Origin of the sequence: Acidovorax sp. A1169 (assembly GCF_030704685.1) — a bacterium.
In the GTDB taxonomy this organism is placed as follows: Bacteria; Pseudomonadota; Gammaproteobacteria; order Burkholderiales; family Burkholderiaceae_C; genus Acidovorax.
In genome coordinates this window covers 62,742-85,120 of sequence record NZ_JAUZDX010000011.1, presented here as the reverse complement: position 1 = coordinate 85,120, position 22,379 = coordinate 62,742, and the positions used below count along the sequence as shown (strand labels likewise).

Genomic DNA, 22,379 nt, shown 5'->3' with positions numbered 1-22,379 from the left:
CTTACCAGCGCAGCAGGCGAGGGCCGAGCACGGCGCCCAGCGCCGTGGGCAGGGCCATGCCGGCGAGGTACCACACGGCGAGGAAGGGGCTGGCCATCTCGGGGCAGTGCAATGCATAGACCAGCGCCCCGAGCGCCCCGGACAGCAGGCCGGCCCCCGCACCGGCCCAGGCCAGGCGCGTTGGGGCCGCCCCTTTCAGGGCCCAGAAGCTGGCGATGAAAGCCGGCACCGACAGCAGTGCGATGTTGAACGGGCAACTGCGCCAGGTGCTGCCCAGGATGAGTGCCATGCGCTCGGCCGGCTCGGCCTGCGACAGGGTGCCCGCCGCCATGGCCCACAGCACCAAAGGAGGTACGGCCAGCAACGCGGCCGCATGGCCCACGGCCATGCCCGGCCGCGCCATGCGGCGCAGCAGCGCCACGCCGGCGGCGGCCAGCGCAGCCGCAAACACCATCTTGCCCCAGAACATGGGCAGGCCCATGGTCTGCACCAGGTCTTGGCGCACGCCAAACAATGCGACCATGAGCACGCCCGCGCCTGCGATGCCTGCCACCGAAGCCATGGCAAAGCGCTGCTCTATGTCCCGTGCAGGCACAGGGCCGGCATCCGTGGCCAGCAACTGGATCAATTCTTCGGTTCTCATGCCATTCCCCTGATCTTGGCGGCCAGGGCCTTGAGCCCCCGGTGTACGCCGATTTTGACTGCCGATTCCGACAGCCCCGTGAGTTGTGCCGTCTCCACCACCGACAGCCCTTCGAGCTTCACATGCACGATGGGCAGGCGCTGGCGGTCGGGCAGCGTCTCCAGCAGTTTCCCCAGGTCGCGCCGGGCTTCGGCCGCCTCGCTGTCGCTGGTGGAGAAGAGTTCGCCCGCCTCCTCGTCCAGCGTGTCATTCAACGCTCCCTTCACCCGGTGCGAGCGCAGCCAGTCGATGAGCTTGTAGCGCGCGATTGCATGCGCCCAGGCCGTCACCGGCATGTCGGGCCGGTAGGTATGGCGCTGGTTGTGCACGGCCAGCAAGGTCTCCTGCACCAGGTCTTCCACCTCGTCGGGCCGCTGCGACAGCCGCCTGCGCAGAAAAGCCCGCAGGTGCGCGCTCAGCTCCTTCAAAAACCGCTGGTAGGCGACCGCGTCGGCATCCAGGCCCAGCAGCAGCAACCCACGCAGCCTCTCTTCTATCTCCATGTTTTCTCCCTCACAGGTATTCGCAGTGCCAGCCCTGCGGGTTACAGCGGGTGCAAAAAAACTTTTTTTGATTTCTGATGGAGCTGGTGTAACCCGGCCGCCAGACAGCGCGAATTACAACGCAGATCGGTAGCCACGGCGCATCCGCACCCGGCGATCCATCCGGTCTGTTCCACAAACCCTTCAGCTTTACGGAGATTCCGACATGACCTCACGCACTCTCAGCCTCGGCGCCCTGGCCCTTGCCGCACTCGCATCCGGCGCAGCCATTGCACAGACCAAGCCCGCAGAAGCTGCCAAGCCCGCCATGGAAAAGTGCTATGGCGTGTCCATGGCCGGCAAGAACGATTGCGCCGCCGGCGCCGGCACCACCTGTGCCGGCACCTCCAAGGTGGACTACCAGGCCAATGCCTGGAAGTTCGTGCCCGCAGGCACCTGCGCCTCGATCAAGACGCCCAAGGGCATGGGCACGCTGACGCCCATGAAGAGCTGATCTTCGTTCACCACCAGACCCGCGCCATGGCAGCCGCACACCTCACCGCCGGCCTGGGGCTCAAGCCCCAGCACTACGCGCAGGCCGTGCAGTGCACGGACCCGGGGCTGTGGTGGGAGGTGCACCCCGAGAACTACCTGGCCGAGGGCGGGCCGCGCCTGGCCTGGCTCGATGCGATCCGTGCGCAGCACCCGGTGGCGCTGCACGGGGTGTCGCTGTCGCTGGCAGCCGATGCGCCGCCCGACGAAGCGCACCTGGCACGGCTGGCCGCCCTGGCGCGGCGCATAGAGCCGGCCATAGTCTCCGAGCACCTGGCCTGGTCCACGTGGCGCGGGCACTACCTGCCAGACCTGCTGCCGTTTCCGCGCACCCATGCGGCGCTGGCGCGCATTGCCGCCAACATCGCCCGCACGCAGGACGTGCTGCAGCGCCCCATCGCCGTCGAGAACCCCACGCACTACCTGCACATCGATGGCCATGACTGGGCCGAGACCGACTTTCTGGCCGAGCTGGTGCAGCGCACCGGCTGCCAGTTGCTGCTGGACGTGAACAACGTCTACATCAGCGCGCACAACCTGGGCACCCGTGCCGAGGATTACCTCGGCGCCTTTCCCCTGCACGCCGTGGCCGAGATCCACCTGGCCGGCCACCATGCCGACCCCGAGTTGGGCGAGGCCCTGTTGATCGACAGCCACGATGCCCCGGTGGCCGATGCCGTGTGGGCCCTGTACCAGCGCGTGATTGCCGCCACCGGCCCGCTGCCCACCCTGATCGAGCGCGACGACCAGTTGCCAGCGCTCGAGGTGCTGCTCGCCGAGCGCGGCCGCGCCCACGCGGCGCTCACCGAGGCCCTGCCATGCAGCTGAGCACCTTCCAGGATGGCCTGGCCGCCGCACTGATGCCCCAGGGCGCCCACCCAGCGGACACCGCACCCTGGCTGTCCGCCCTGCGGTCCCAGCCCGGCTTCGCCGTGTACCGCAATACCGTGCACAAGGCCTGCATCAATGCGCTGCAGGCCAACTACCCCACCGTCTGCGCGCTGGTGGGCGAAGAATGGTTCCGCGCGGCCGCAGGCCTGTTCGTTCAGGCCCGGCCGCCGACGGATGGCCGGCTCATGGCCTATGGCGAAGGCTTTGCACACTTTCTGCAAGGCTTCGAAGCGGCCGCCGGCCTGCCCTACCTGCCTGCCGTGGCGCGGCTGGACCGCTGCTGGACCGAAAGCCACCTGGCGGCCGATGCCCCCCTGCTGGACGCTGCCTGGCTGGCCCGGCAATCGCCCGAAGCGCTGTCCGGCCTGCGCCTGGCACCGCACCCCGCCGCGCGCTGGGCCTGGAGCGAGGAGCACCCGGCCAGCACCCTCTGGCAACGCCAGCGCGAGGGCACACCTCTGGATGCCGAGCTGCAGTGGCAGGGCGACGGCGCCCTGCTCACCCGCCCCGAGGGGGGCGTGCAGTGGATGCCGCTGGCACGCGCGGGCATCGCCTTCCTGGACGCCTGCGCTGCGGCACTGCCCCTGGAGCCGGCTGCAGCCCATGCCCAGCAGGCAGAACCCGGCGCCGACCTGGGCGCGCTGATGGCGCAGTTGCTGCAGGCCGGCGCGCTGTGCGCCCCACCCCATCTTGACGAGGACAACCCATGAACACCACCCCCTTCCCCCAGGTCACGCCCACCGTATCCGCCACCGGGCCACGCCATTGGATGGGCCGGCTGGCCGATGCCCTGGTCTGGCTCACGCCCCACAGCCTGCTGGCCCTGGTGAACCGGGTGGGCATCGCAGCGATCTTCTGGATGTCGGCACGCACCAAGGTCGAGGGCTGGTTCACCATTTCGGACAGCGCCTACCTGCTGTTTCGCGAGGAGTACAAGCTGCCCCTGCTGCCGCCCGAACTGGCGGCGCAGATGGCCACGGTGGCCGAACATGTGTTCCCCGTGCTGCTGGTGCTGGGGCTGTGCACGCGGCTGTCGGCCCTGGCGCTGCTGGGCATGACGCTGGTGATCCAGATCTTTGTCTACCCCGATGCCTGGCCTACCCACCTGTCGTGGGCGGGGCTGCTGCTGTACATCGCAGGGCGTGGCGCGGGCAACCTCTCGCTGGACCGGGTTCTCGGCATCCGCTGATGCCGCCCCTCGGGCAGGGCAGGGTCAGCTGACGCTGCGCACCCAGCGCGCAATGTCGCTGGCGTTCATCGCGCCGGAAATGCGTGCCGCCTCGCGGCCCTCCTTGAACACGATCATGGTGGGAATGCTGCGGATGCCGAAGCGGCCTGCAATCGCCTGGTGGGCCTCGGTGTCAAGCTTGGCCAGTTGCACCTGGGGCTCCAGGTCACGCGCCGCCTGGGCAAAGGCTGGTGCCATCTGCAGGCAAGGGCCGCACCAGGGGGCCCAGAAATCCACCACCACGGGCAGGTGGCTGCGGCCCACGTGCTTGTCGAACGAGGCCGCATCCAGCGCCACGGGCGCCCCAGCAAAAAGGGGCTGGTGGCAGCTGCCGCAATCGGGGGCTTGCCCCAAATCGGCGCGCTGGACGCGGTTGGTGGTGTGGCAGTGGGGGCAGACGATGTGGGGGGCTTCTTCGGTCACGCAAGATCTCCATGGGTACGCTGAGCGTGTGCTGGCAACGGGGCACTTGCTTGTAAGACAAACACCCTTTTCATCTTGTGACAATGGGGCCCGAAAGCGCTCTTTGCAAGCCCCTGGCAGCTGAACACCCCAATGCTGGCGCGGGTTTTCGGGCACTCTCCCAGGCCAGCAGGCCCCTGCACACGCCACCCCCACGCGCTGGCAGGCCACCCAGCTGTCTGCTAAGGTGCCGCCACATGCAGCTGCTTCCCTTTTTGACAACGGCCCATGCGCTCTTTCTGGATTTCGACGGCACGCTCACCGAGATGGCGCCCCGGCCCGAGGCCGTGCGCATCTCTGCGGGGCTGGTTCCCACCCTCGCTGCCCTGAGCACCCACCTGGATGGCGCATTGGCCATCGTGACGGGGCGGCGCGAGACCGACATCGACCACTTTCTCGACCCTCTGGTCCTGCCCCTGGCATCCGAGCATGGCTCGCAGTACCGCCTGGCCGATGGCTCGCGCCCCGCCGTGGTGCCGCCGGATCTGGCGCCCGTGCTGCAGGCAGCCACCCAACTGGCCGTGCAGCACGCAGGCCTGCTGGTGGAGCCCAAGCGCGCCAGCGTGGCACTGCACTACCGCCTGGCCCCGCACCTGGAGGACCTGTGCCGCAGCACCTTGCTGGCGGCCATGCAGCACGTGCACGGCGTGGAGCTGATGGACGGCAAGTTCGTGCTCGAGGTCAAACCGCGCGGGGTGCACAAGGGCCAGGCCATCACCGATTTCATGACGCTGCCGCCGTTCGCAGGGCGCATCCCGGTATTCGCCGGCGACGACGTGACCGACGAATCCGGCTTTGCCGCCGTGACCGCCCTGGGCGGCTGGGGCATCAAGGTGGGCGAGGGCCCGACGCTGGCACAACACCGCTGCATGACACCGGCCGCATTGCGTGGCTGGCTGTCGGCGGCACGAACCTCCTGGGAACGCGCACGATGACCACCGAACACCCCAACACCTCCGCCGTGGACCCGCAGCAGGGCTCACTCAACCTGGGCATGATCGGCAATTGCGCCATCAGCGCCCTCATCGACAACCATGCGCGCATGGTATGGTGCTGCCTGCCGCGCTTTGACGGCGACCCGGTCTTCAACGCCCTGCTGCAGCCGGGTGACGAAGGCAGCCACTTCGCCATCGAGATCGAGGACATGGCCTCGGCCCACCAGTGGTACGAACCCAACACCGCCATCCTGCGCACGCAGCTGTTCGACAAGTCGGGGCATGGGGTGGAGATCACCGACTTCGCACCGCGCTTTTACAGCCGCTCGCGCTACTTCAGGCCCATGACGCTGGTGCGCCGGGTGCGGCCCATCCAGGGCTCACCGCGCATCCGCGTGGCCGTGAAGGTGAAGTACGACTGGGGGCAGACCGAGCCGCACATCACGCGCGGCAGCAACCACATCCGCTACGTGGGCGGCAGCATGGCGCTGCGCCTGTCCACCGACGCACCGGTGTCGCATGTGCTCTCGGGCCAGCCCTTCGTACTCACGCGCGAGCACAACTTCATCCTGGGTGCCGACGAGAGCCTGCTCGATGGCATTGCCGACACGGCGCGCCTGTTCGAGCAGGAGACCACCGCCTACTGGCGCGGCTGGAGCCGGGCCCTGGCCGTGCCGCTGGAGTGGCAGGACGCGGTGATCCGCGCGGCCATTACCCTCAAGCTCTCGCTGTACGAAGACACGGGCGCCATTGTGGCTGCCATGACCACCAGCATCCCTGAATCGGCCCACAGCGGGCGCAACTGGGACTACCGCTACTGCTGGCTGCGCGATGCCTTCTTCGTGGTGCGCGCGCTCAACAGCATCTCCGAAGTCGGCACGATGGAGGACTACCTGCGCTGGCTAAGCAACGTGGTGGTGGATGCGGGCAGCGGCCACATCCAGCCGCTGTACGGCATCGGCCTGGAGCGCGAGCTGCCCGAATCGATGATGCCGCAGCTGGCCGGCTACCGGGGCATGGGCCCGGTGCGCGTGGGCAACCAGGCGGCCGAGCATTTCCAGCACGACGTGTACGGCAACATCGTGCTGGGTGCGGCCCAGGCCTTCCACGACCACCGGCTGCTGCACCGCGCGGGCCTGGGAGAATTCACCCGGCTTGAACAGGTGGGCGAGAACGCGGTGCGCGTCTACGGCCAGCCCGACGCCGGCATGTGGGAGCTGCGCACGCGGGCGCGGGTGCACACCTCCTCGGCCCTCATGAGCTGGGCCGCCTGCGACCGCCTGGCCAAGATCGCCACCACGCTCAGCCTGCCCGACCGGGCCGCCTACTGGCACGGCCATGCCCAACGCATGCGCGAGGAGATCCTCGCCAAGTCGTGGAGCGAATCGCGCCAGGCCTTTGCCGAGAGCTTTGGCGGCAACGAGCTCGACGCCAGCGTGCTGCTGATGGCCGAGGTCGGCCTGATCGACCCCAGGGACCCGCGCTTCGTGAGCACGGTGGAGGCCATGGAAAAGAGCCTGTGCGATGGTCCTTACATGCGCCGCTACGAAGCGGCCGACGACTTCGGCAAGCCCGAAACGGCGTTCAACATCTGCACCTTCTGGCGCATCGATGCGCTCGCGCGCATCGGCCGCAAGGACGAGGCGCGTGCCATCTTCGAGACCATGCTGGCAGCGCGCAACCCGCTGGGCCTGCTCTCGGAAGACACCCACCCCGAGACCCAGGAGATGTGGGGCAACTTCCCGCAGACCTACTCGATGGTGGGCGTGATCAACGCCGCCGTGCGCCTGTCGGCCCCATGGGACAGCGTGATTTGACGCACCAGTTCGCGGCCCTGTCCGACAGGGTCCGCCGACGATCTGCACGGATCATCGGGTGATGAGCCGTCTTGTTGTCATTTCCAACCGCCTTGCCGATCCCCGCAAACCCGCCGCCGGAGGGCTGGCCGTCGCCCTGGGCGAAGCGCTGAACCAGACCGGAGGGCTCTGGTTCGGCTGGAGCGGGACCGTGGTCGAGGGGGGCACGCCTGGCGAGGGCGAGATGCACACCCGCAGCGCCGGTGCCGTGACCCTGGCCACCGTGGACCTGTGCCGCGAAGACCACGATGCCTACTACCAGGGCTACAGCAACAGCGTGCTGTGGCCGGTGTTCCACTACCGGTTGGACCTGGCCGACTTCAACGCCAGCTACATCGCGGGCTACCGCCGCGTGAACCAGATGTTCGCGCGCAAGCTGCTGCCGCTATTGCGCGACGACGACATCATCTGGGTGCACGACTACCACCTGATCCCGCTGGCAGCGGAGTTGCGCGCCATGGGTTGCCGCCAGCGCATCGGCTTCTTCCTGCACATCCCCATGCCGCCGCCGCTGATCATGGCGGCGATACCGCAGCACGAGTGGTTGATGCGTTCGCTGTTCGCCTACGACCTGGTGGGACTGCAGAGCGAGGCCGACGTGTCGCACTTCACGCGCTACGTGCGCAGCGAGGGCAGCGCCGAGGAGGTGGATGCCCAGCGCCTGCGCGCCTTTGGCGCCACGGTGCAGGTCAAGGCCTTCCCCATCGGCATCGATGTGGATGAGTTCACGCGCCTCGCGCAGGCACCCGACGCCGTGGAAACCTACGAGAACATACGCGACGAATACTCGCGCCGGCGGCTGCTTCTGGGCATCGACCGGCTCGACTACTCCAAGGGCATACCGCACCGCGTTCGCGCCTACCGCGAACTGCTGGACCGCTACCCCGAGAACCGCAACAGCGCCACGATGATCATGATCGCCTCGCCTTCGCGCGACGACGTGCACGCCTATTCGGACTTGCGCCAGGAGCTCGAAGGCCTGTGCGGCTCGGTCAATGGCGACTACGGCGAGCTCGACTGGATGCCGGTGCGCTACATCCACCGCACGGTAGCGCGCAAGCGCGTGCCCGGCTTGTGCCGCGCCGCAGCCGTGGGCCTGGTGACGCCGCTGCGCGACGGCATGAACCTCGTGGCCAAGGAATACGTGGTCGCGCAGGACCCCGAGAACCCCGGCGTGCTGGTGCTCTCGCGCTTTGCGGGCGCGGCCGAACAGCTCAAGGAAGCCCTGCTGGTGAACCCCTACGACACCCAGGGCACGGCCGACAGCATCCAGCATGCCCTGCAGATGCCGTTGCCCGAGCGGCAGGCACGGCACCAGAAGCTCATGGCCCGCATCCGCGAGCACGACGTGCACTGGTGGCGCAAGGCCTTCCTGCAAGCCCTGCAGGAGGCAGGGGAGTGACTGCGCTCAAACGAATTTGGCAATCATGCTGGCAACAAAGCTCAGCAGCAGGGTGGATGCAAGGGGTATGTCCCACTCACGTCCCCGCCACCGGAAACGCAGGTCGCCAGGCAGCTTGCCGAAGCCTATGCGCCGCAGCATGGGCGACAGCCAGCTGATGAACATCAGCGCAAGAAAGACGACGAGGAACCAGCGGATCATGCCCCGAGTGTAGGGTGGCCGGCGCTAACTTCAGCGCTGTACACCCCAGCGGCGCACGGTCAGGCGTTCGAGCGTATGAAAGCCCAGGCTCTCCACCGCCAGGCCGATCAGGATCACCAGCACCAGCCCCGCAAACACCTTGTCGGTATAGAGCTCGTTGCGGTTCTGGAAGATGTACCAGCCCAGCCCTCCCTTGCCCGACGACGCGCCGAACACCAGTTCGGCCGCGATCAGCGTGCGCCAGGCAAAGGCCCAGCCGATCTTCAGGCCCGACAGGATGGACGGCAACGCGGCGGGCACCAGAATCTGCAGCACGTAGCGGATGCCGGTGAGGCCATAGTTGCGCCCGGCCATGCGCAGCGTCTCGGGCACCGACTGAAAGCCCGCGTAGGTGTTGAGCGCCAGCGGCCACAGCACCGAATGGATCAGCACGAAAACCAGGCTGCCCTGGCCCAGGCCAAACCACAGCAGCGCCAGCGGCAGCAGCGCGATGGCCGGCAGCGGGTTGAACATGGAGGTCAGCGTGGACAGCAGGTCGCGTCCGAACTGGGTGGACACGGCCAGCGTGGTGAGCACGAAGGCCCCGAAGATGCCGGCAAGGTAACCCTTGAGCAGCACCGACAGCGAAATCGCCGTCTTGGCGACCAGCTCGCCCGAGGCCAGCCCCTCCACCAGCGCCTTGGCGGTCTGCAAAAAGGTGGGCAGCAGCAGGTCGTTGTCCTGCCAACGGGCCACCACCTCCCACAGCACGGCCAGCACCGCCAGGATCACGAGCTTGCGCAGCCATGCCTGTTGCCAGATGCGAGCGGCCAGCGGCAAGGGTTGCACTGGCGCGATGCCGCCCAGCGGCTCCAGGCTGCGCTCGAACTCGGGGCGCACGGGAGGGGTCAGCAGGGAGGCGCTCATACGGAAATCTGGAAAGGCAGCGAACCCGCAGGCCGCGGTGGGAAGATGAGCGGCACGCCATTGCGGCGGCCTGGCGCCAGGGCTTCGGCGTCGGCCTGCACCGAGCCCGGCACGGCACCGGCGGCGGGTTCGTCGAACAGCAGGCGGTGGATGCGCTGCGCCGTGGCCTGGAACTCAGCACCGCCCAGGCTGTGCAGCCCGAACTGGTGGCTGTTGAGCTCGGCGCGCAGCCGCCCCGGATGCGGCGAGAGGATGGCGATGCGGTTGCCCACCACCAGCGCCTCTTCGATGGAGTGGGTGACGAAGATCAGCGTGAAGCGAAACTCGTCCCACAGCGAAAGCAACTCCTCCTGCATGCGCCGGCGCGTGAGGGCGTCGAGCGCGGCAAAGGGCTCGTCCATCAGCAGCACCTGGGGCTGCATGGCCAGCGCACGCGCAATGGCCACGCGCTGCTTCATGCCACCCGACAGCTGGTGCGGGTGCACATCGGCAAACTTTGTCAGCCCCACCTTGTCGATGTAGAGCGCCGCGCGCTCGGCGGCCTCACTGCGGCCCACGCTGCGTGAGGCCAGGAGCGGGAACATCACGTTGTCGCGCACCGTCTTCCAGGGCGGCAACTGGTCGAACTCCTGGAACACCACCACCCGGTCGGGCCCGGGCCGCGTGACGGCGCGGCCGTTCAGCAGGATCTGCCCTTCGCTCGGTGCGATGAAACCGGCAATCGACTTGAGCAAGGTGGACTTGCCGCAGCCCGAGGCACCGAGCAGCACGAAGCGGTCGCCCGCATGCACGTCGAAGCCCACGCGGTGCGTGGCGCGCACCACGCGCTCGCGCGTGCGGTAGTCGATGCTCACGCCCTGCACCTGCAGCATGGCGGCAGCATGATTGGCTGGCACCGCAGAAGTGTCACCACCAGCGGCTGGAGCACCCAGGGCCCGCGCCTCGTCGTCCTGCAGCGCCGCACGCTCGCTCTGCAGCGGCGGCGAGAAGGGGCCCATCCGGATGATGTGCTCGCTCATGCCGAAGCTCAGTTGCCCGACGCCGTGAGGGCGTCTTCAAAGAAATAGTCCTTGAGCGCGGTCGGCTGGTTCTTGATGGCGCCCACGCGGTGCAGGAACTGGCCCATGCCCAACGTGTTCTCCGGGCGCACCTTGAACTGCACCTCGGGGTTCTGGATGATCTTGAGCAGCAGCGCGCGGTCGGTGTTGCCACCAGTCACCTTGAGGTAGATGTCGGCCGCCTTCTCGGGGTTGGCGGCAACGAATTTCGCGGCTTCGTCGAGTGCATCGACGAAGGCCTTGTAGGTCTTGGGGCTCTCGCTGCGGTATTTCTCGGTGGCATAGAGCACGGTGGCCGATGCCGGGCCGCCCAGCACGTCATACGAGTTGAGCACGATCTTCGCCTTGGGGTTGCCGGCCAGTTCCTGCTCCTGGAAGGGCGGGTTGCCGAAGTGGCCCGTGATCTCGGTGCCGCCCTTGATGATGGCCGCCGCCGCATCGGGGTGCGGCAGGGCCACCTGGTTCTTGTCCAGGCGGTTGAACTCCTTTTCGCCCCAGAGCTTGGCCGAGGCCATCTGCAGTACGCGCGACTGCACCGACACACCGACGGCTGGCAGCGCGATGCGGTCCTTGTCGGTGAAGTCGGCAATGGTCTTCACAGCCGGGTTGTTGCTCACCAGGTAGTACGGGAAGTTGCCCAGCGAGGCCACGCCCTTGACGTTCTGGCGGCCCTTGGTGCGGTCCCACAGCGTGAACAGCGGCCCCACGCCGGCACCGGCGATGTCGATGTTGCCCGACAGCAGCGCATCGTTGACGGCCGAGCCACCCGAGAGCTGCAGAAACTCGACCTTGATGTCCACGCCCGCGGCCTTGCCGTGCTTCTCGATGAGCTTGTTCTCCTGCGCCACGTTGAGCAGCAGGTAGACGATGCCGAACTGCTGCGCAATGCGCAGTTGGCCCTCGGCTGCGTGAACGCTGGTGGTCAAGCCCAGCCCTCCAGCCAGCAGCCCGGCGGTGGCCAGGGCGGCGATGGTTTTGCGCACGATGCGGCGGCGGTTGGTCTGGAACATGGTCAAGGAGTCCTGTGCGGTCAAGAAAAAGGAAGGGGACAAAACTGAGAGGGGCCGATCAGAACGGGCGATCACCCTCGATCGTTGTCCGATACAGCTTGCGGCGCTCGGTATCCGGCGTCCCCGCAGCCAGGTGCGTGACCGAGCGGTTGTCCCAGAACACCAGGTCGTGCGGCTGCCACTGGTGGCGCAAGGTGAACTCGGGGCGCACGCTGGCGGCGAACAGCTCGGCCAGCAGGGCCTGGCTCTCGTCCTCGGGCAGGCCGACGATGCGCGTGGTGAAGTGCTCGCTCACGAACAGTGCCTTGCGGCCCGTTTCGGGGTGGGTGCGCACCACGGGGTGGATGGAAGGCGCCACCTCGTCGATCTGCGCCTGCGTGAGCTTCGGGCGCCAGGGGCTGCGGGCGCGCAGTTCCTCGTACTTGGCCAGGTAGCTGTGCTCGGCCTTGAGCGGCGCGATACGCGCCTTGAGCGCCTCGGGCAGTGCGTCGTAGGCGGCATGCTGATCGGCGAACAGGGTGTCGCCGCCCTCGCCTGGCAGTTCCTGCGCGTGCAGCAGCGAGCCCAGGCTGGGCTTGTCCTTGTACGACAGGTCCGAATGCCAGTAGTGGCCCGCATCGCCCAGGCCAATGGGCTGGCCAGCGGCGTCCTTGATGTTGGAGACGATCAGGATTTCGGGATGGTCCGCGAGCTGGAAGTTCTTGAGCACGTGGATCTGCAGCGGCCCGAACAGGCGGCTGAAATCGATGTGCTGGCGCGGCGTGATGCGCTGGTCGCGGAACACCAGCACGTGGTGGTCGAGGTGCGCGCGGTGGATGCGAGCGAAGTCCTCGCGGCCCAGCGGGCGCGCCAGGTCCAGGTCCAGGCCCAGCACCTCAGCGCCCAGCGGGCCGGCGGCGCCTGCCACGGGGCGGATCACCAGGCCTTGAGGCGGTGCGTCGCCAGAGGCTAGTGCGGACGGGGGAATGGAAGCAGGTGACAGAACAGCCGACATAGGGTCCTCGTGGGAATCTTTTGGGGCCATATGCCCTGATGCCTTCACTCTAGGTTGCGCAGCTTATTCTGGGAACGAATGTTTTCTCAGTTATTAACAACAAAAACAGCTAAGGCCGTGTTTTTCACGGGTGGCACATCGCTTGCAAGGGCATGCCATCATTGCCCACGGCCCATCCACCTCCTTACCGATGTCGGCGACCTACCACCACACCATCCATGGCCACCGCTGGCTGTTCGACGATCTGCGCAAGGTGATGGCCAAGGCCACGCCTGCGCGATCCGGAGACACGCTGGCCGGCATCGCGGCCGGCTCGGCTGTGGAGCGCATGGCCGCGCGCATGTGCTTGGCGGATCTGCCGCTGACACGCTTCCTGAACGAAACGCTGGTGCCCTATGAGAGCGACGAGGTCACTCGCCTGATCATCGACACGCACGACGCGGCGGCGTTTGCGCCAATCGCCCACCTCACCGTGGGCGGCCTGCGCGACTGGCTGCTGGCGACCGATACGGCAGCGCTTGTCGCCGTGGCGCGCGGCCTCACCCCCGAGATGGCCGCCGCCGTGAGCAAGCTCATGCGCAACCAGGACCTGGTGGCCGTGGCCCGCAAATGCCAGGTGACCACGCGCTTTCGCAACACCATCGGCCTGCCGGGCCACCTGGCCGTGCGCCTGCAGCCCAACCACCCGACCGACGATCTGCGCGGCATCGCGGCTTCCATGGTCGACGGCCTGCTCTATGGCGCCGGGGACGCGGTGATCGGCATCAACCCGGCCACGGACAGCATCGCCGCCCTCACCGGCCTGGTGCACATGCTGGACGAAGTCATCACCAAGCTGCAGATCCCCACGCAATCGTGTGTGCTCACGCATTTGACCAACACCGTGCAGATGATCGAGCAGGGTGCGCCGGTGGACCTGGTGTTCCAGTCCATCGCGGGCACCGAGAAGGCCAACGCCGGCTTCGGCGTCAGCCTGGCGCTGCTGCGCGAGGCGCGCGAGGCGGCCCTGTCCCTCAAGCGCGGCACGCTGGGCGACAACGTGATGTACTTCGAGACCGGCCAGGGCAGCGCCCTGTCGGCCAACGCCCACCACGGCGTGGACCAGCAGACCTGCGAGGCGCGGGCCTACGGCGTGGCGCGCGCGTTCTCGCCGCTGCTCACCAACACGGTGGTCGGTTTCATCGGGCCGGAGTACCTGTACGACGGCAAGCAGATCATCCGCGCAGGCCTGGAAGACCATTTCTGCGGCAAGCTGCTGGGCGTGCCGCTGGGCTGCGACGTCTGCTACACCAACCATGCCGAGGCCGATTCGGACGACATGGACACGCTGATGACGCTGCTGGGCGTGGCAGGCCTGACCTTCATCATGGGCGTGCCGGGGGCCGACGACATCATGCTCAACTACCAGAGTACCTCCTTCCATGACGCGCTGTACCTGCGCGAGGTGCTGGGCCTCAAGCGCGCCCCCGAGTTCGAGGCCTGGCTGCAAGGCATGCACCTGGCCGATGGCGCGGGCCGCCTGCTGCCCGCCGCGCAACAGCAGGCAGCGATTGCGCAACTGCGGCAGATCGGCATGCGGGCATGACCGATCCAGCTTCGTTCAACGGCCCGGCCCCCGACCCCTGGGACGACCTGCGCGCCCACACCGCCGCCCGGCTGGCCCTGGGCCGTGCGGGCACGGCCATCCCCACGCGCGCGCTGCTGGACTTTGGCCTGGCCCATGCCCAGGCGCGCGATGCCGTGCACCTGCAGCTCGATGCCGATGCACTGGCCGCGCAGCTCACGGACCTGGGCTGCACCACCTTGCGGGTGGCCAGCGCGGCGCCCGACCGCGCCACCTACCTGCTGCGCCCCGACTTGGGCCGGCGCCTGTGCGATGCCGATGCCGCGCGGCTGCGCAGCCTGGGGGATGCAGATGCGCCGGATGCCGGCTGCGACCTGCTGCTGGTGGTGGCCGACGGGCTCTCGTCCCTGGCCATCGAACGCCATGCCGTGCCGCTGGCGCAGGCCATCGTGCAGACGGCACCGCCGGGCTGGCGCATCGGCCCGGTGGTCGTTGCCACGCAGGCGCGCGTGGCCCTGGGCGACGAGGTGGGTGCCCTGCTGGGTGCACGCATGGTGGCGGTGCTGATCGGCGAACGCCCGGGCCTGAGCTCGCCCGACAGCCTGGGCATCTACCTCACCTGGCACCCGCAGGTGGGCTGCAGCGACGCACAGCGCAACTGCATCTCCAATGTGCGGCCCGAGGGGCTGGCACCAGCGGCGGCCGCCGCGCGCCTGTCGTGGCTGTGCACCGAGGCCCGGCGCCTCGCGCTCACGGGCATAGGCCTCAAGGACCGCAGCGATGCGCTGACCATGAATGCCGGGCCGGCGCCGGGCGGCGCGCTGCCCGGCGGCTGACCGCTACAGCCGGTGCGAGCGGTCGCCCTGGGCAAAACCCACGGGCTCCCAGGGCTCGCCCGCGCCCAGAGCCAGCACCTTGAACAGCTCGCCCATCTCGTGCTCCATGATCAGCTTGGCAGCGGTGGCGCGTTCCAGCGGAGGCAGCTCCACCATGCGCTGCGCCAGCCCGCAATTGATGAGGAAGTGCGCCTGCGTGGTGTAACCCAGCACCTGCAGGCCCGCGTCCTGCGCGGCCAGTGCCATGGCGGTGAAGTTGACGTGGGCGGTGATGTCCTTGCGGCCCACCTCCACCAGCGGGTCGCTGTCGGACAGATGGCCCTGGTGGCACATCACGGTGCCCATGTGGCGCTGGGGGTGGTAGTACTCACTCTCGCCAAAACCATAGTCCAGCAGAAAGGCCGCGCCGCGCTGCAGTCGGTCGGCCAGCATGCGGATGAAGCCCTCGCCCTGGGGGTGGATTTCGGTCAGGTAGTCCTGCGGGCCCTCCACCTCCACCGGTGGGCGCAGGTGGGTGGCCTGGTCGGCCCAGGTAAAGGCGCCATCGTGCAGCGCCACGCCGCGCTCATGCCACACGCCCCCGTGCTGGCCACCATGGCGGGCCAGCAGCTTGACGGGCATGGCGTCGAGCACCTCGTTGCCCACCACCACGCCTTCGAAGCGCTCGGGCAGCGCATCGACCCACTGCACCTTGTGCGCGTGCGCTGCCAGCAGCGTCTGCTGGCGCGCGCGCAGGCTGCCCGAAAGGTCGACGATGGTGTAGCGCTGCACCCGCTCGCCCAGGGCGTCGAGCAGCTGCAGCGCCAGCGCGCCAGATCCGGCGCCGAACTCCCAGACCTCGCTGGTGCCGGTGCGCTCGAAGGCCTCTCCCACCTGCACGGCCAGGGTCTGGCCGAACAGCGGCGTGAGCTCGGGCGCGGTCACGAAATCGCTGCCCGATTCGGGCAGCAGGCCGAACTTGGCGGAGTCGTTGGCGTAGTAGCCCAGGCCGGGCGTGTACAGGGCCAGCGCCATGAACTGGTCGAAGCCGATCCAGCCGCCAGCGGCGGCAATGGCATCGGCAATGTGCGCCGTGAGGGCGGTCGTTAAACTGTCGGGTGTTTTCTTCACGGCCCGCATTGTCCTCCATGCCCTCTACCCCCCGCCCACGTACTGTGCTTGTCACCGGCGCCGCCAGGCGCCTAGGCCGCAGCATTGCGCTGGCGCTGGCGGCCGGCGGCTGGCAGGTGGCCGTGCACTACCGCAGCTCCGAGCAGGACGCCATCGACACGGTGGCAGAGTGCGCACGCCTGTCCTCGGGCCAGAGCGCGCATTTCGACGGCGACTTCGATGACGAAGCCGCCGTGCGTGGCCTGGTACCGCGGGTGGTGGACCACTTCGGCACGTTGGATGCCGTGGTCAACAACGCCTCGCTGTTCGAGCACGACAATGCCGCCACGCTGGGCTTTGCCAGCCTGGAGAAGCACCTGCGCAGTAATGCCGGTGCCCCGGTGCTGCTGGCCCAGGCCCTGCACGAGCACCTGCAGGCACGCGAAGCGGCCGGCGAGGCCGACGCCCAGGGCGCGGTGGTCAACCTGCTCGACCAGAAGCTGTGGAACCAGAACCCCGACTTCATGAGCTACACGCTGTCCAAGGCGGCGCTGGAGGCCGCCGGCACCATGCTGGCGCTGGCGCTGGCGCCGCGCGTGCGGGTGGTGGGCGTGGCCCCGGGTCTCACGCTCACGAGCCACATGCTCAGTGACGAAAAGTTCGCCCAGCTGCACGCCCTGAGCCCGCTGGGCCGCTCTTCCACCCCCGAAGACGTGGCCGCCACTGTGCGCTTTGCGCTGGAGAACCGCTCCATCACCGGCACCACGCTGATGGTGGACGGCGGCCAGCACCTGATGAAATTCGAGCGCGACTTCTCGTTGATGTGAGCGCCCCCGCTCATGCAGGAACACCCATGACGACCACCCATGCCACAGGCACCCAGATCCTCACGCTCAGCGGTTTGCGCTTCGACGCCAACCTGGGCATCCTCTCACACGAGAAAACCGACCCCCAGCCCATCCAGGTGGACGCTGAACTGAGCCTGGGCGCCCAGCCGCTGTCGCCGCGCGACGACGACATCCTGCACGTTCTGGACTACCGCAAGGTGCGCCAGATCATCATCGACGAGTGCCGCGCCGAGCACGTGAACCTGCTCGAAAGCCTGATCGGCAAGCTCGCCAACCGGCTGATGCAGCTGCCCGGCGTGCTGGGCGTGCGCGTGAAGATCGCCAAGCTGGAGATCTTCGAGGACTGCGAAGTGGCGATCCGGATCGAGACGGGGCATTGGTAACTGCGGCTGTGGGGAACAATTGAGCTTGAACCCCAACAATTGAACTTGAAAATTGCGCCCAATAAAATCAACCACTTACGGTGATTGTCATTTGGGAGTTGAAATTTCAAGGTTTCCACTTGGCTTGCTCAGGTTTACGTGAGTAGCAGGCCTGTGCGCGCCAACCATGGCGAGCTCCAAGCGCCCCTGGACGTGCAGTGCAGAGATTTGCTGCCGTCAGAAAGCGGAAAGCCTCCTTGCGGAGGCCTTCACACTCTGTACACCGGAGCGCCCATTGCTGGGTGGGCTTGTCGGCGCGTGGCTTGCATTTTAGCAATTCTAGATAGGCAAAGCACTGGTTCAGCGCGTTCGCGGCCGCCACAGAGACAGAAACGCGACGCCTGCCGCGCACATGGGGTCAACTACTTCTCGTGGCTGCCAAGCGAGTTGCGTTGACACTGTACGCCTATAAAGGGTTGACATTGATCGGAAACTGGCGAGTAGCGGCTGTCAGCAAGTGCGCACCGCCCGTACACTTTTGAAGACCTCTTGCTGATCCCTCAGATAGTTGGTAGGCGGCCAGCCATTCCATCTTGAAGGTCCGTACCTCACTGTTGATTTTCACGTCCATCCAATCTTTGATGGACATCTATGCATAGCAATGGCAAGCCGCGTCGGCGTCACAGCAGGGAATTCAAGCAGCAGGTGATGGCCGCCTGCGCGCAGCCTGGTGCCTCTTTCGCCGCAGTAGCGAGGTCGTTCGAGCTCAAAGACAACCTGGTGCATCAATGGCGGCGCGGTCGCGGGTCGTCGATCCAGCGGGCGGTCGAGGCAGTGCCTGGGTTAGTCGCGCTGTCGCTGCCAGCCCCGACGCGCCCCGAGCCGGCCGCTATCCCTCCGATCGAGGGCATCCGCATCGACGTCAAGCGCGGGCCGTTGAACATCAGCGTGACGTGGCCGATCGGCACCGCGGCCGAGCTGGCCGCTTGGATGCGAGCTTCTGCGGTGATCCGCATCGATGCCATGTGGCTCGCCACTGAACCCGTGGAGATGCGTGTCGGGCCGGACCGTCTGCTTGCCCTGGTCGTTGCTGTCTTCGGCGCCGCTCGGCGCATCACGGCTATGTGTTCACCAACGTACGTGGCACCCGGTTGAAGCTGCTCGTCAACGACGGCTTCGGCGTGTGGTACGCGACGCGCCGTCTGCATGAGGGCAGCTTCCTCAGGACGACACTTGCGACCGATCGCGGTATCGCGCTCACGCGGCAGCAGTTCGACACGCTCGTCGTCGGGCTGCTATGGGCCCGGCTTCAGGAGATGCAGCGCATCGCATACGTCTGATGCAGGGCAGCCTCCCCGGGCAAGTCGAGGATGTTCCGATGGCGAGCGTCGATGTCGCCGCCAGAATTGACACCAATGATCGACCTCTCCACGCTCAAGGCCGAAGACCCTTAGGCAGTCCCGGAGATGGCGGGCCCATTGTTTTTGGTGCGCGGCCTATCTGGCGCATTTAGGACAATCCCTTCATTCTTGCCGCCCAACGATGAAACACTTCCAATTCAAATGGGTCCTGCGCGACCAGCAGTACGAGTTTTCTGCCCTCGCCCAAACCAGCCGCGGCCAGCAGCCAGAGGTCGAAGCCGAGCTTGTAGAAATCTGGACCTGGCTACAGCGCCAGAAGCTGCGCCCCGGTCAGTTCGGTTGGGATGCAACCCGCAAGACCCTGACCAGCAAGATCGAGACTCTCTCCGTCAGCCAAGGCGCTGTTGATAGCGATGGCGAGACCATCTTCCATCCCCAGGAAACCCGGCTGGTGTTGACCCTACCCGATACGGTCGCGGTCAATTTCAGGTTCGAGTTCAACGTCGTGGATGATCGTGGGTAGTACTGCAGGCATGGAACCCGTTTCCCTATCACCCCGGAACTGCTGCGGCATCTGCAGCGCGACCAACTACCGCAAGGTGATCGAACGCGATGCCAACGGTGGAAAGCGCACAACGCAGCGGCTGCGCTGCACCGGCTGCGAGCGCGTGTCCTGGATGTGCAGTCATGGCGCCAGGGCGTGCCACGGGGTCAATTCCGCCCAAGGCAGATCAATGAGCGCCACCACCTCGTTTCTTCGTGCGAGGAGAAAGACCAACCGTTGGCGCTAGCCTTGCCCAGCTCGTAACATGGGCGTGTTTGCAAACATGGCCATGATTGGTCGGTTGAGGAACACCCGGAAGTGACACGGTTCCAATTCCCAGACTTCCTACAGGAGCACTGATATGAGCGTCAAACCAATCATCGCCCTGGATGCGGATGGAGTGCTCCTCGACTACAGCTTGGCCTATGCCTCTGTCTGGGAGCGCGCGTTTGGTCGTCGACCTCTGGAGCGGGACAAGGATGCTTACTCTCCCCTTGATCGGTGGGCCGTCGAATTTCTTGAAGGTGAGCGCCTGGCCGCTCTGCGGGCCTGCATGGACGAGCAATTCTGGTCCTCTATTCAACCTCTGAATTTGGCAGTTGAAGCATGCCATCGGCTTCACGACGCGGGGTATGAACTAGTCTGCGTCTCTGCGCTTGCTCGGCAATTTGAAGGGGCCCGCCTCAGGAATCTGAGGGATGAGGGGTTTCCTATCGAGCGTGTGATCGCGACAGGACGCTCAGCAGAGCGACGAAGCCCGAAGGCCGACGCCATTGAGCAGCTTGCGCCACTGGTTTTCGTTGACGATTTCCTGCCGTACTTCCGAGGGATCGCGCCAAATGTTCATCGCGCACTGATCTGCAGGGGCCTCAATGGGACGCCAAACGTCGGGCCGGAACTCGATGAGATTCATTCCTCTCACGGTGATCTGTGGCAGTTCAGCGGGTGGATGCTTGATCCAGGTCGCACGCTGGGGTCGCGGGATTAATAATCTTTTTCGAGAGTGAATCGCCCCGGGCTTTCTAGAAGCCTCTGGGCGATTGAGAAGAATATGCTGGCATCGCTGTACCCGCTGACATTGACGATGCGCCACCGCACAGGTTCAGGTGTCAACTACCACAGCGTTCAGCAATGTGCAGCGATCTCAAGCGCGCTTGACTTCCTTCACTTCTGCGTCGACCACACTGTCGTCGGCAGGCACATGCGCGGCACCTTGCGGCCCACCCGGACCGCTGGCGGAAGAGTCATTAGTCGCAGCATGTTCGGGCTGCATTTTGGCATGCGTCTTCTCGCGGAGCTTCTGGCTAGCGGTCTTCAGCGCCTTGGTACGTTCCTCGATAGCGGCCGTATCTTCGCCGGTGAGAGAGTGTTCCAGCTCTTTGATTGCAACTTCGGTTGCGTCTTTCTCGACAGCTTCAAAGCTTGCATCATGCTCAACAAGAAATTTTCTGACGCTGTGGACTAGAGCTTCGCCTTGATTGCGCGCTTGCGCGGTCGCAACCTTCTTTTTGTCGTCGGCCGAATTTAGCTCGGCATCCTTAACCATTCTCTGAATGTCGCTTTCGCTCAAGCCCGAGTTCGCTTTGATAGTAATCTTGTTTTCCTTGCCTGTGCCCTTGTCCTTGGCCCCGACATGAAGTATGCCGTTGGCATCAATGTCAAACGACACCTCTATCTGCGGCGTGCCGCCTGCTGCGGCCGCTATTCCTTCGAGGTTGAATTCGCCAAGCGCCTTGTTGCCTGCAGCAATCTCGCGCTCGCCCTGGAACACCTTGATGGTTACGGCCGGCTGGTTGTCTTCTGCCGTTGAGAACGTCTGTGCGAACTTTGTCGGGATCGTGGTGTTCTTGGCAATCATCTTGTTCATCACGCCGCCCATAGTCTCGATACCAAGCGACAGCGGGGTGACATCGAGCAGCAGCACGTCTTTGCGATCGCCCGAAAGCACCTGCCCCTGAATAGCGGCACCAGCGGCAACTGCCTCATCGGGGTTCACGTCCTTGCGCGGCTCCTTGCCGAAAAATTCCTTAACTTTGTCTTGCACCTTGGGCATGCGTGTCATGCCGCCGACGAGAATCACGTCACTGATGTCACTCACGTTGATGCCAGCATCCGTGATGGCCAGACGGCACGGAGCAATGGTGCGTTCGATCAGCTCGTCGACTAGGCTTTCCAGCTTGGCACGGGTGAGCTTGATGTTCAGGTGCTTGGGGCCCGACGCGTCGGCTGTCACGTACGGAAGGTTGATGTCGGTTGCAGCAGCGCTCGACAATTCGATCTTGGCCTTTTCCGCAGCATCCTTGAGCCGCTGCAGCGCCAGCGCATCCTTGCCGAGATCGACGGCTTGCTCTTTCTTGAACTCGGCAATGATGTAGTCGATGATGCGTTGATCGAAATCTTCGCCTCCCAAGAAGGTATCTCCGTTGGTCGACAATACCTCAAACTGCTTTTCACTATCAACATTCGATATTTCGATGATGGACACATCGAAAGTGCCGCCGCCCAAGTCGTACACGGCGATCTTACGATCGGTCTTGTCTTGCTTGTCGAGGCCGAAGGCCAGTGCCGCGGCGGTGGGCTCGTTGATGATGCGCTTGACGTCCAACCCAGCAATCCGGCCAGCGTCCTTGGTCGCCTGGCGCTGGCTGTCATTGAAGTAGGCTGGTACCGTAATAACGGCTTCGGTCACGGGCTCGCCCAAGTAGTCTTCGGCAGTCTTCTTCATCTTGCGCAGGATTTCTGCGCTGACTTGCTGGGGCGCCATCTTCTGGCCACGCACATCCACCCAGGCGTCGCCGTTGTCCGCCTTGCAGATGCTGTAAGGCATCAGGGCGATGTCCTTCTGCACTTCCTTCTCGTCGTACTTGCGCCCGATCAGGCGCTTCACGGCGTAAATCGTGTTCTTGGGGTTGGTGACAGCTTGCCGCTTAGCAGAAGCGCCCACCAAGACTTCGCCACCTTCGAGATAAGCGACGATCGAAGGTGTGGTACGCGCACCTTCGGAATTCTCGATCACGCGCGTGGTGTTCCCTTCCATGACCGAAACACACGAGTTGGTGGTGCCGAGGTCGATGCCGATTATTTTGGACATGAGTGATCGCTCCTGAAGATAAATG

The 22,379-nt window shown here is 65.8% G+C and carries 25 protein-coding genes; 15 read left to right on the top strand and 10 right to left on the bottom strand.

Annotated features, from left to right (window positions below; all coding sequences use genetic code 11):
• Nucleotide 1 precedes the first annotated feature (1 nt).
• The gene (locus QYL93_RS18475) at nt 2–643 is read right to left on the bottom strand and encodes a DUF1109 domain-containing protein (RefSeq protein ID WP_305745013.1); all 642 of its coding nucleotides are present in this window, start codon (nt 641–643) and stop codon (nt 2–4) included.
• The gene (locus QYL93_RS18470; RefSeq protein WP_305745012.1) at nt 640–1,185 is read right to left on the bottom strand and encodes a sigma-70 family RNA polymerase sigma factor; all 546 of its coding nucleotides are present in this window, start codon (nt 1,183–1,185) and stop codon (nt 640–642) included. The genes QYL93_RS18475 and QYL93_RS18470 overlap by 4 nt, the downstream gene beginning before the upstream one ends.
• 205 nt (nt 1,186–1,390) lie before the next feature.
• On the opposite strand from QYL93_RS18470, the gene QYL93_RS18465 reads away from it, so the two are divergent.
• The 4 genes from QYL93_RS18465 to QYL93_RS18450 are packed head-to-tail and all read left to right on the top strand — an operon-like array spanning nt 1,391 to nt 3,796.
• The gene (locus tag QYL93_RS18465; RefSeq protein WP_057199983.1) at nt 1,391–1,678 is read left to right on the top strand and encodes a DUF2282 domain-containing protein; all 288 of its coding nucleotides are present in this window, start codon (nt 1,391–1,393) and stop codon (nt 1,676–1,678) included.
• A 26-nt stretch (nt 1,679–1,704) separates the two neighbouring features.
• Nucleotides 1,705–2,544 (top strand): DUF692 domain-containing protein, encoded by an 840-nt coding sequence (locus QYL93_RS18460; protein ID WP_305745011.1) that lies wholly within the window; start codon nt 1,705–1,707, stop codon nt 2,542–2,544.
• Nucleotides 2,535–3,317 (top strand): DNA-binding domain-containing protein, encoded by a 783-nt coding sequence (locus QYL93_RS18455; RefSeq protein WP_305745010.1) that lies wholly within the window; start codon nt 2,535–2,537, stop codon nt 3,315–3,317. The genes QYL93_RS18460 and QYL93_RS18455 overlap by 10 nt, the downstream gene beginning before the upstream one ends.
• Entirely contained in the window at nt 3,314–3,796 is a 483-nt protein-coding gene (locus QYL93_RS18450) for a DoxX family protein (RefSeq protein ID WP_370876998.1), read from the top strand. Before QYL93_RS18455 ends, QYL93_RS18450 begins: the two co-directional genes overlap by 4 nt.
• A gap of 24 nt (nt 3,797–3,820) precedes the next feature.
• Here QYL93_RS18450 and trxC read toward each other — a convergent pair whose 3' ends face one another.
• Nucleotides 3,821–4,258 (bottom strand): thioredoxin TrxC, encoded by a 438-nt coding sequence (gene trxC / locus QYL93_RS18445; RefSeq protein WP_305745009.1) that lies wholly within the window; start codon nt 4,256–4,258, stop codon nt 3,821–3,823.
• 236 nt (nt 4,259–4,494) lie between these two features.
• Between trxC and otsB the strand changes: the two genes are divergently transcribed.
• From otsB to otsA, 3 genes are all read left to right on the top strand, one after another.
• Nucleotides 4,495–5,232, top strand: a complete 738-nt coding sequence (gene otsB / locus QYL93_RS18440) for a trehalose-phosphatase (protein WP_305745008.1) — start codon at nt 4,495–4,497, stop codon at nt 5,230–5,232.
• Nucleotides 5,229–7,049 (top strand): glycoside hydrolase family 15 protein, encoded by a 1,821-nt coding sequence (locus tag QYL93_RS18435; RefSeq protein ID WP_305745007.1) that lies wholly within the window; start codon nt 5,229–5,231, stop codon nt 7,047–7,049. Before otsB ends, QYL93_RS18435 begins: the two co-directional genes overlap by 4 nt.
• A gap of 61 nt (nt 7,050–7,110) precedes the next feature.
• The gene (gene otsA, locus QYL93_RS18430) at nt 7,111–8,490 is read left to right on the top strand and encodes an alpha,alpha-trehalose-phosphate synthase (UDP-forming) (protein ID WP_305745006.1); all 1,380 of its coding nucleotides are present in this window, start codon (nt 7,111–7,113) and stop codon (nt 8,488–8,490) included.
• A 6-nt stretch (nt 8,491–8,496) separates the two neighbouring features.
• On the opposite strand, the gene QYL93_RS18425 is transcribed toward otsA, so the two are convergent.
• From QYL93_RS18425 to QYL93_RS18405, 5 genes are read right to left on the bottom strand one after another with little or no spacing between them, the layout of a single operon-like run.
• Entirely contained in the window at nt 8,497–8,691 is a 195-nt protein-coding gene (locus QYL93_RS18425; RefSeq protein WP_305745005.1) for a DUF2905 domain-containing protein, read from the bottom strand.
• Nucleotides 8,692–8,721: 30 nt separating this feature from the next.
• Entirely contained in the window at nt 8,722–9,597 is an 876-nt protein-coding gene (locus tag QYL93_RS18420) for an ABC transporter permease (RefSeq protein WP_305745004.1), read from the bottom strand.
• Entirely contained in the window at nt 9,594–10,616 is a 1,023-nt protein-coding gene (locus QYL93_RS18415) for an ABC transporter ATP-binding protein (RefSeq protein WP_305745003.1), read from the bottom strand. Before QYL93_RS18415 ends, QYL93_RS18420 begins: the two co-directional genes overlap by 4 nt.
• Before the next feature lie 8 nt (nt 10,617–10,624).
• A complete protein-coding gene (locus tag QYL93_RS18410; RefSeq protein WP_305745002.1) occupies nt 10,625–11,665 on the bottom strand; it encodes an ABC transporter substrate-binding protein in 1,041 nt (346 codons plus the stop codon).
• Nucleotides 11,666–11,723: 58 nt separating this feature from the next.
• Entirely contained in the window at nt 11,724–12,659 is a 936-nt protein-coding gene (locus tag QYL93_RS18405) for a TauD/TfdA family dioxygenase (RefSeq protein WP_305745001.1), read from the bottom strand.
• A gap of 190 nt (nt 12,660–12,849) precedes the next feature.
• Between QYL93_RS18405 and QYL93_RS18400 the strand changes: the two genes are divergently transcribed.
• On the top strand, nt 12,850–14,244 hold the full coding sequence (locus QYL93_RS18400; protein ID WP_305745000.1) for an ethanolamine ammonia-lyase subunit EutB: 1,395 nt from the start codon (nt 12,850–12,852) through the stop codon (nt 14,242–14,244).
• Entirely contained in the window at nt 14,241–15,059 is an 819-nt protein-coding gene (gene eutC, locus QYL93_RS18395) for an ethanolamine ammonia-lyase subunit EutC (protein ID WP_305744999.1), read from the top strand. Before QYL93_RS18400 ends, eutC begins: the two co-directional genes overlap by 4 nt.
• Nucleotides 15,060–15,062: 3 nt before the next feature.
• Here eutC and QYL93_RS18390 read toward each other — a convergent pair whose 3' ends face one another.
• Nucleotides 15,063–16,178, bottom strand: coding sequence for a class I SAM-dependent methyltransferase (locus QYL93_RS18390; protein ID WP_305744998.1), 1,116 nt, complete (start codon nt 16,176–16,178; stop codon nt 15,063–15,065).
• 8 nt (nt 16,179–16,186) lie between these two features.
• Here QYL93_RS18390 and QYL93_RS18385 point away from each other — a divergent pair, with 8 nt between their 5' ends.
• From QYL93_RS18385 to QYL93_RS18360, 6 genes are all read left to right on the top strand, one after another.
• Nucleotides 16,187–16,975 (top strand): SDR family oxidoreductase, encoded by a 789-nt coding sequence (locus QYL93_RS18385; protein ID WP_305744997.1) that lies wholly within the window; start codon nt 16,187–16,189, stop codon nt 16,973–16,975.
• 26 nt (nt 16,976–17,001) lie between these two features.
• Complete coding sequence (locus QYL93_RS18380) at nt 17,002–17,379, top strand: dihydroneopterin aldolase (RefSeq protein WP_305744996.1); 378 nt, start codon at nt 17,002–17,004, stop codon at nt 17,377–17,379.
• Between the two features lie 630 nt (nt 17,380–18,009).
• Nucleotides 18,010–18,513: a transposase gene (locus QYL93_RS18375; RefSeq protein WP_305744995.1), complete on the top strand. Its 504-nt coding sequence runs from the start codon at nt 18,010–18,012 to the stop codon at nt 18,511–18,513.
• Nucleotides 18,510–18,698 (top strand): IS66 family insertion sequence element accessory protein TnpB, encoded by a 189-nt coding sequence (gene tnpB, locus QYL93_RS18370; RefSeq protein WP_305744994.1) that lies wholly within the window; start codon nt 18,510–18,512, stop codon nt 18,696–18,698. The genes QYL93_RS18375 and tnpB overlap by 4 nt, the downstream gene beginning before the upstream one ends.
• A gap of 202 nt (nt 18,699–18,900) precedes the next feature.
• Nucleotides 18,901–19,242 carry a hypothetical protein gene (locus tag QYL93_RS18365; protein WP_305744993.1) on the top strand — a complete coding sequence of 114 codons (342 nt, stop codon included), beginning with the start codon at nt 18,901–18,903 and terminating at the stop codon, nt 19,240–19,242.
• Between the two features lie 382 nt (nt 19,243–19,624).
• On the top strand, nt 19,625–20,251 hold the full coding sequence (locus QYL93_RS18360) for an HAD family hydrolase (protein ID WP_305744992.1): 627 nt from the start codon (nt 19,625–19,627) through the stop codon (nt 20,249–20,251).
• Nucleotides 20,252–20,407: 156 nt separating this feature from the next.
• On the opposite strand, the gene dnaK is transcribed toward QYL93_RS18360, so the two are convergent.
• Nucleotides 20,408–22,354 (bottom strand): molecular chaperone DnaK, encoded by a 1,947-nt coding sequence (dnaK, locus tag QYL93_RS18355; protein WP_305744991.1) that lies wholly within the window; start codon nt 22,352–22,354, stop codon nt 20,408–20,410.
• Nucleotides 22,355–22,379 lie beyond the last annotated feature (25 nt).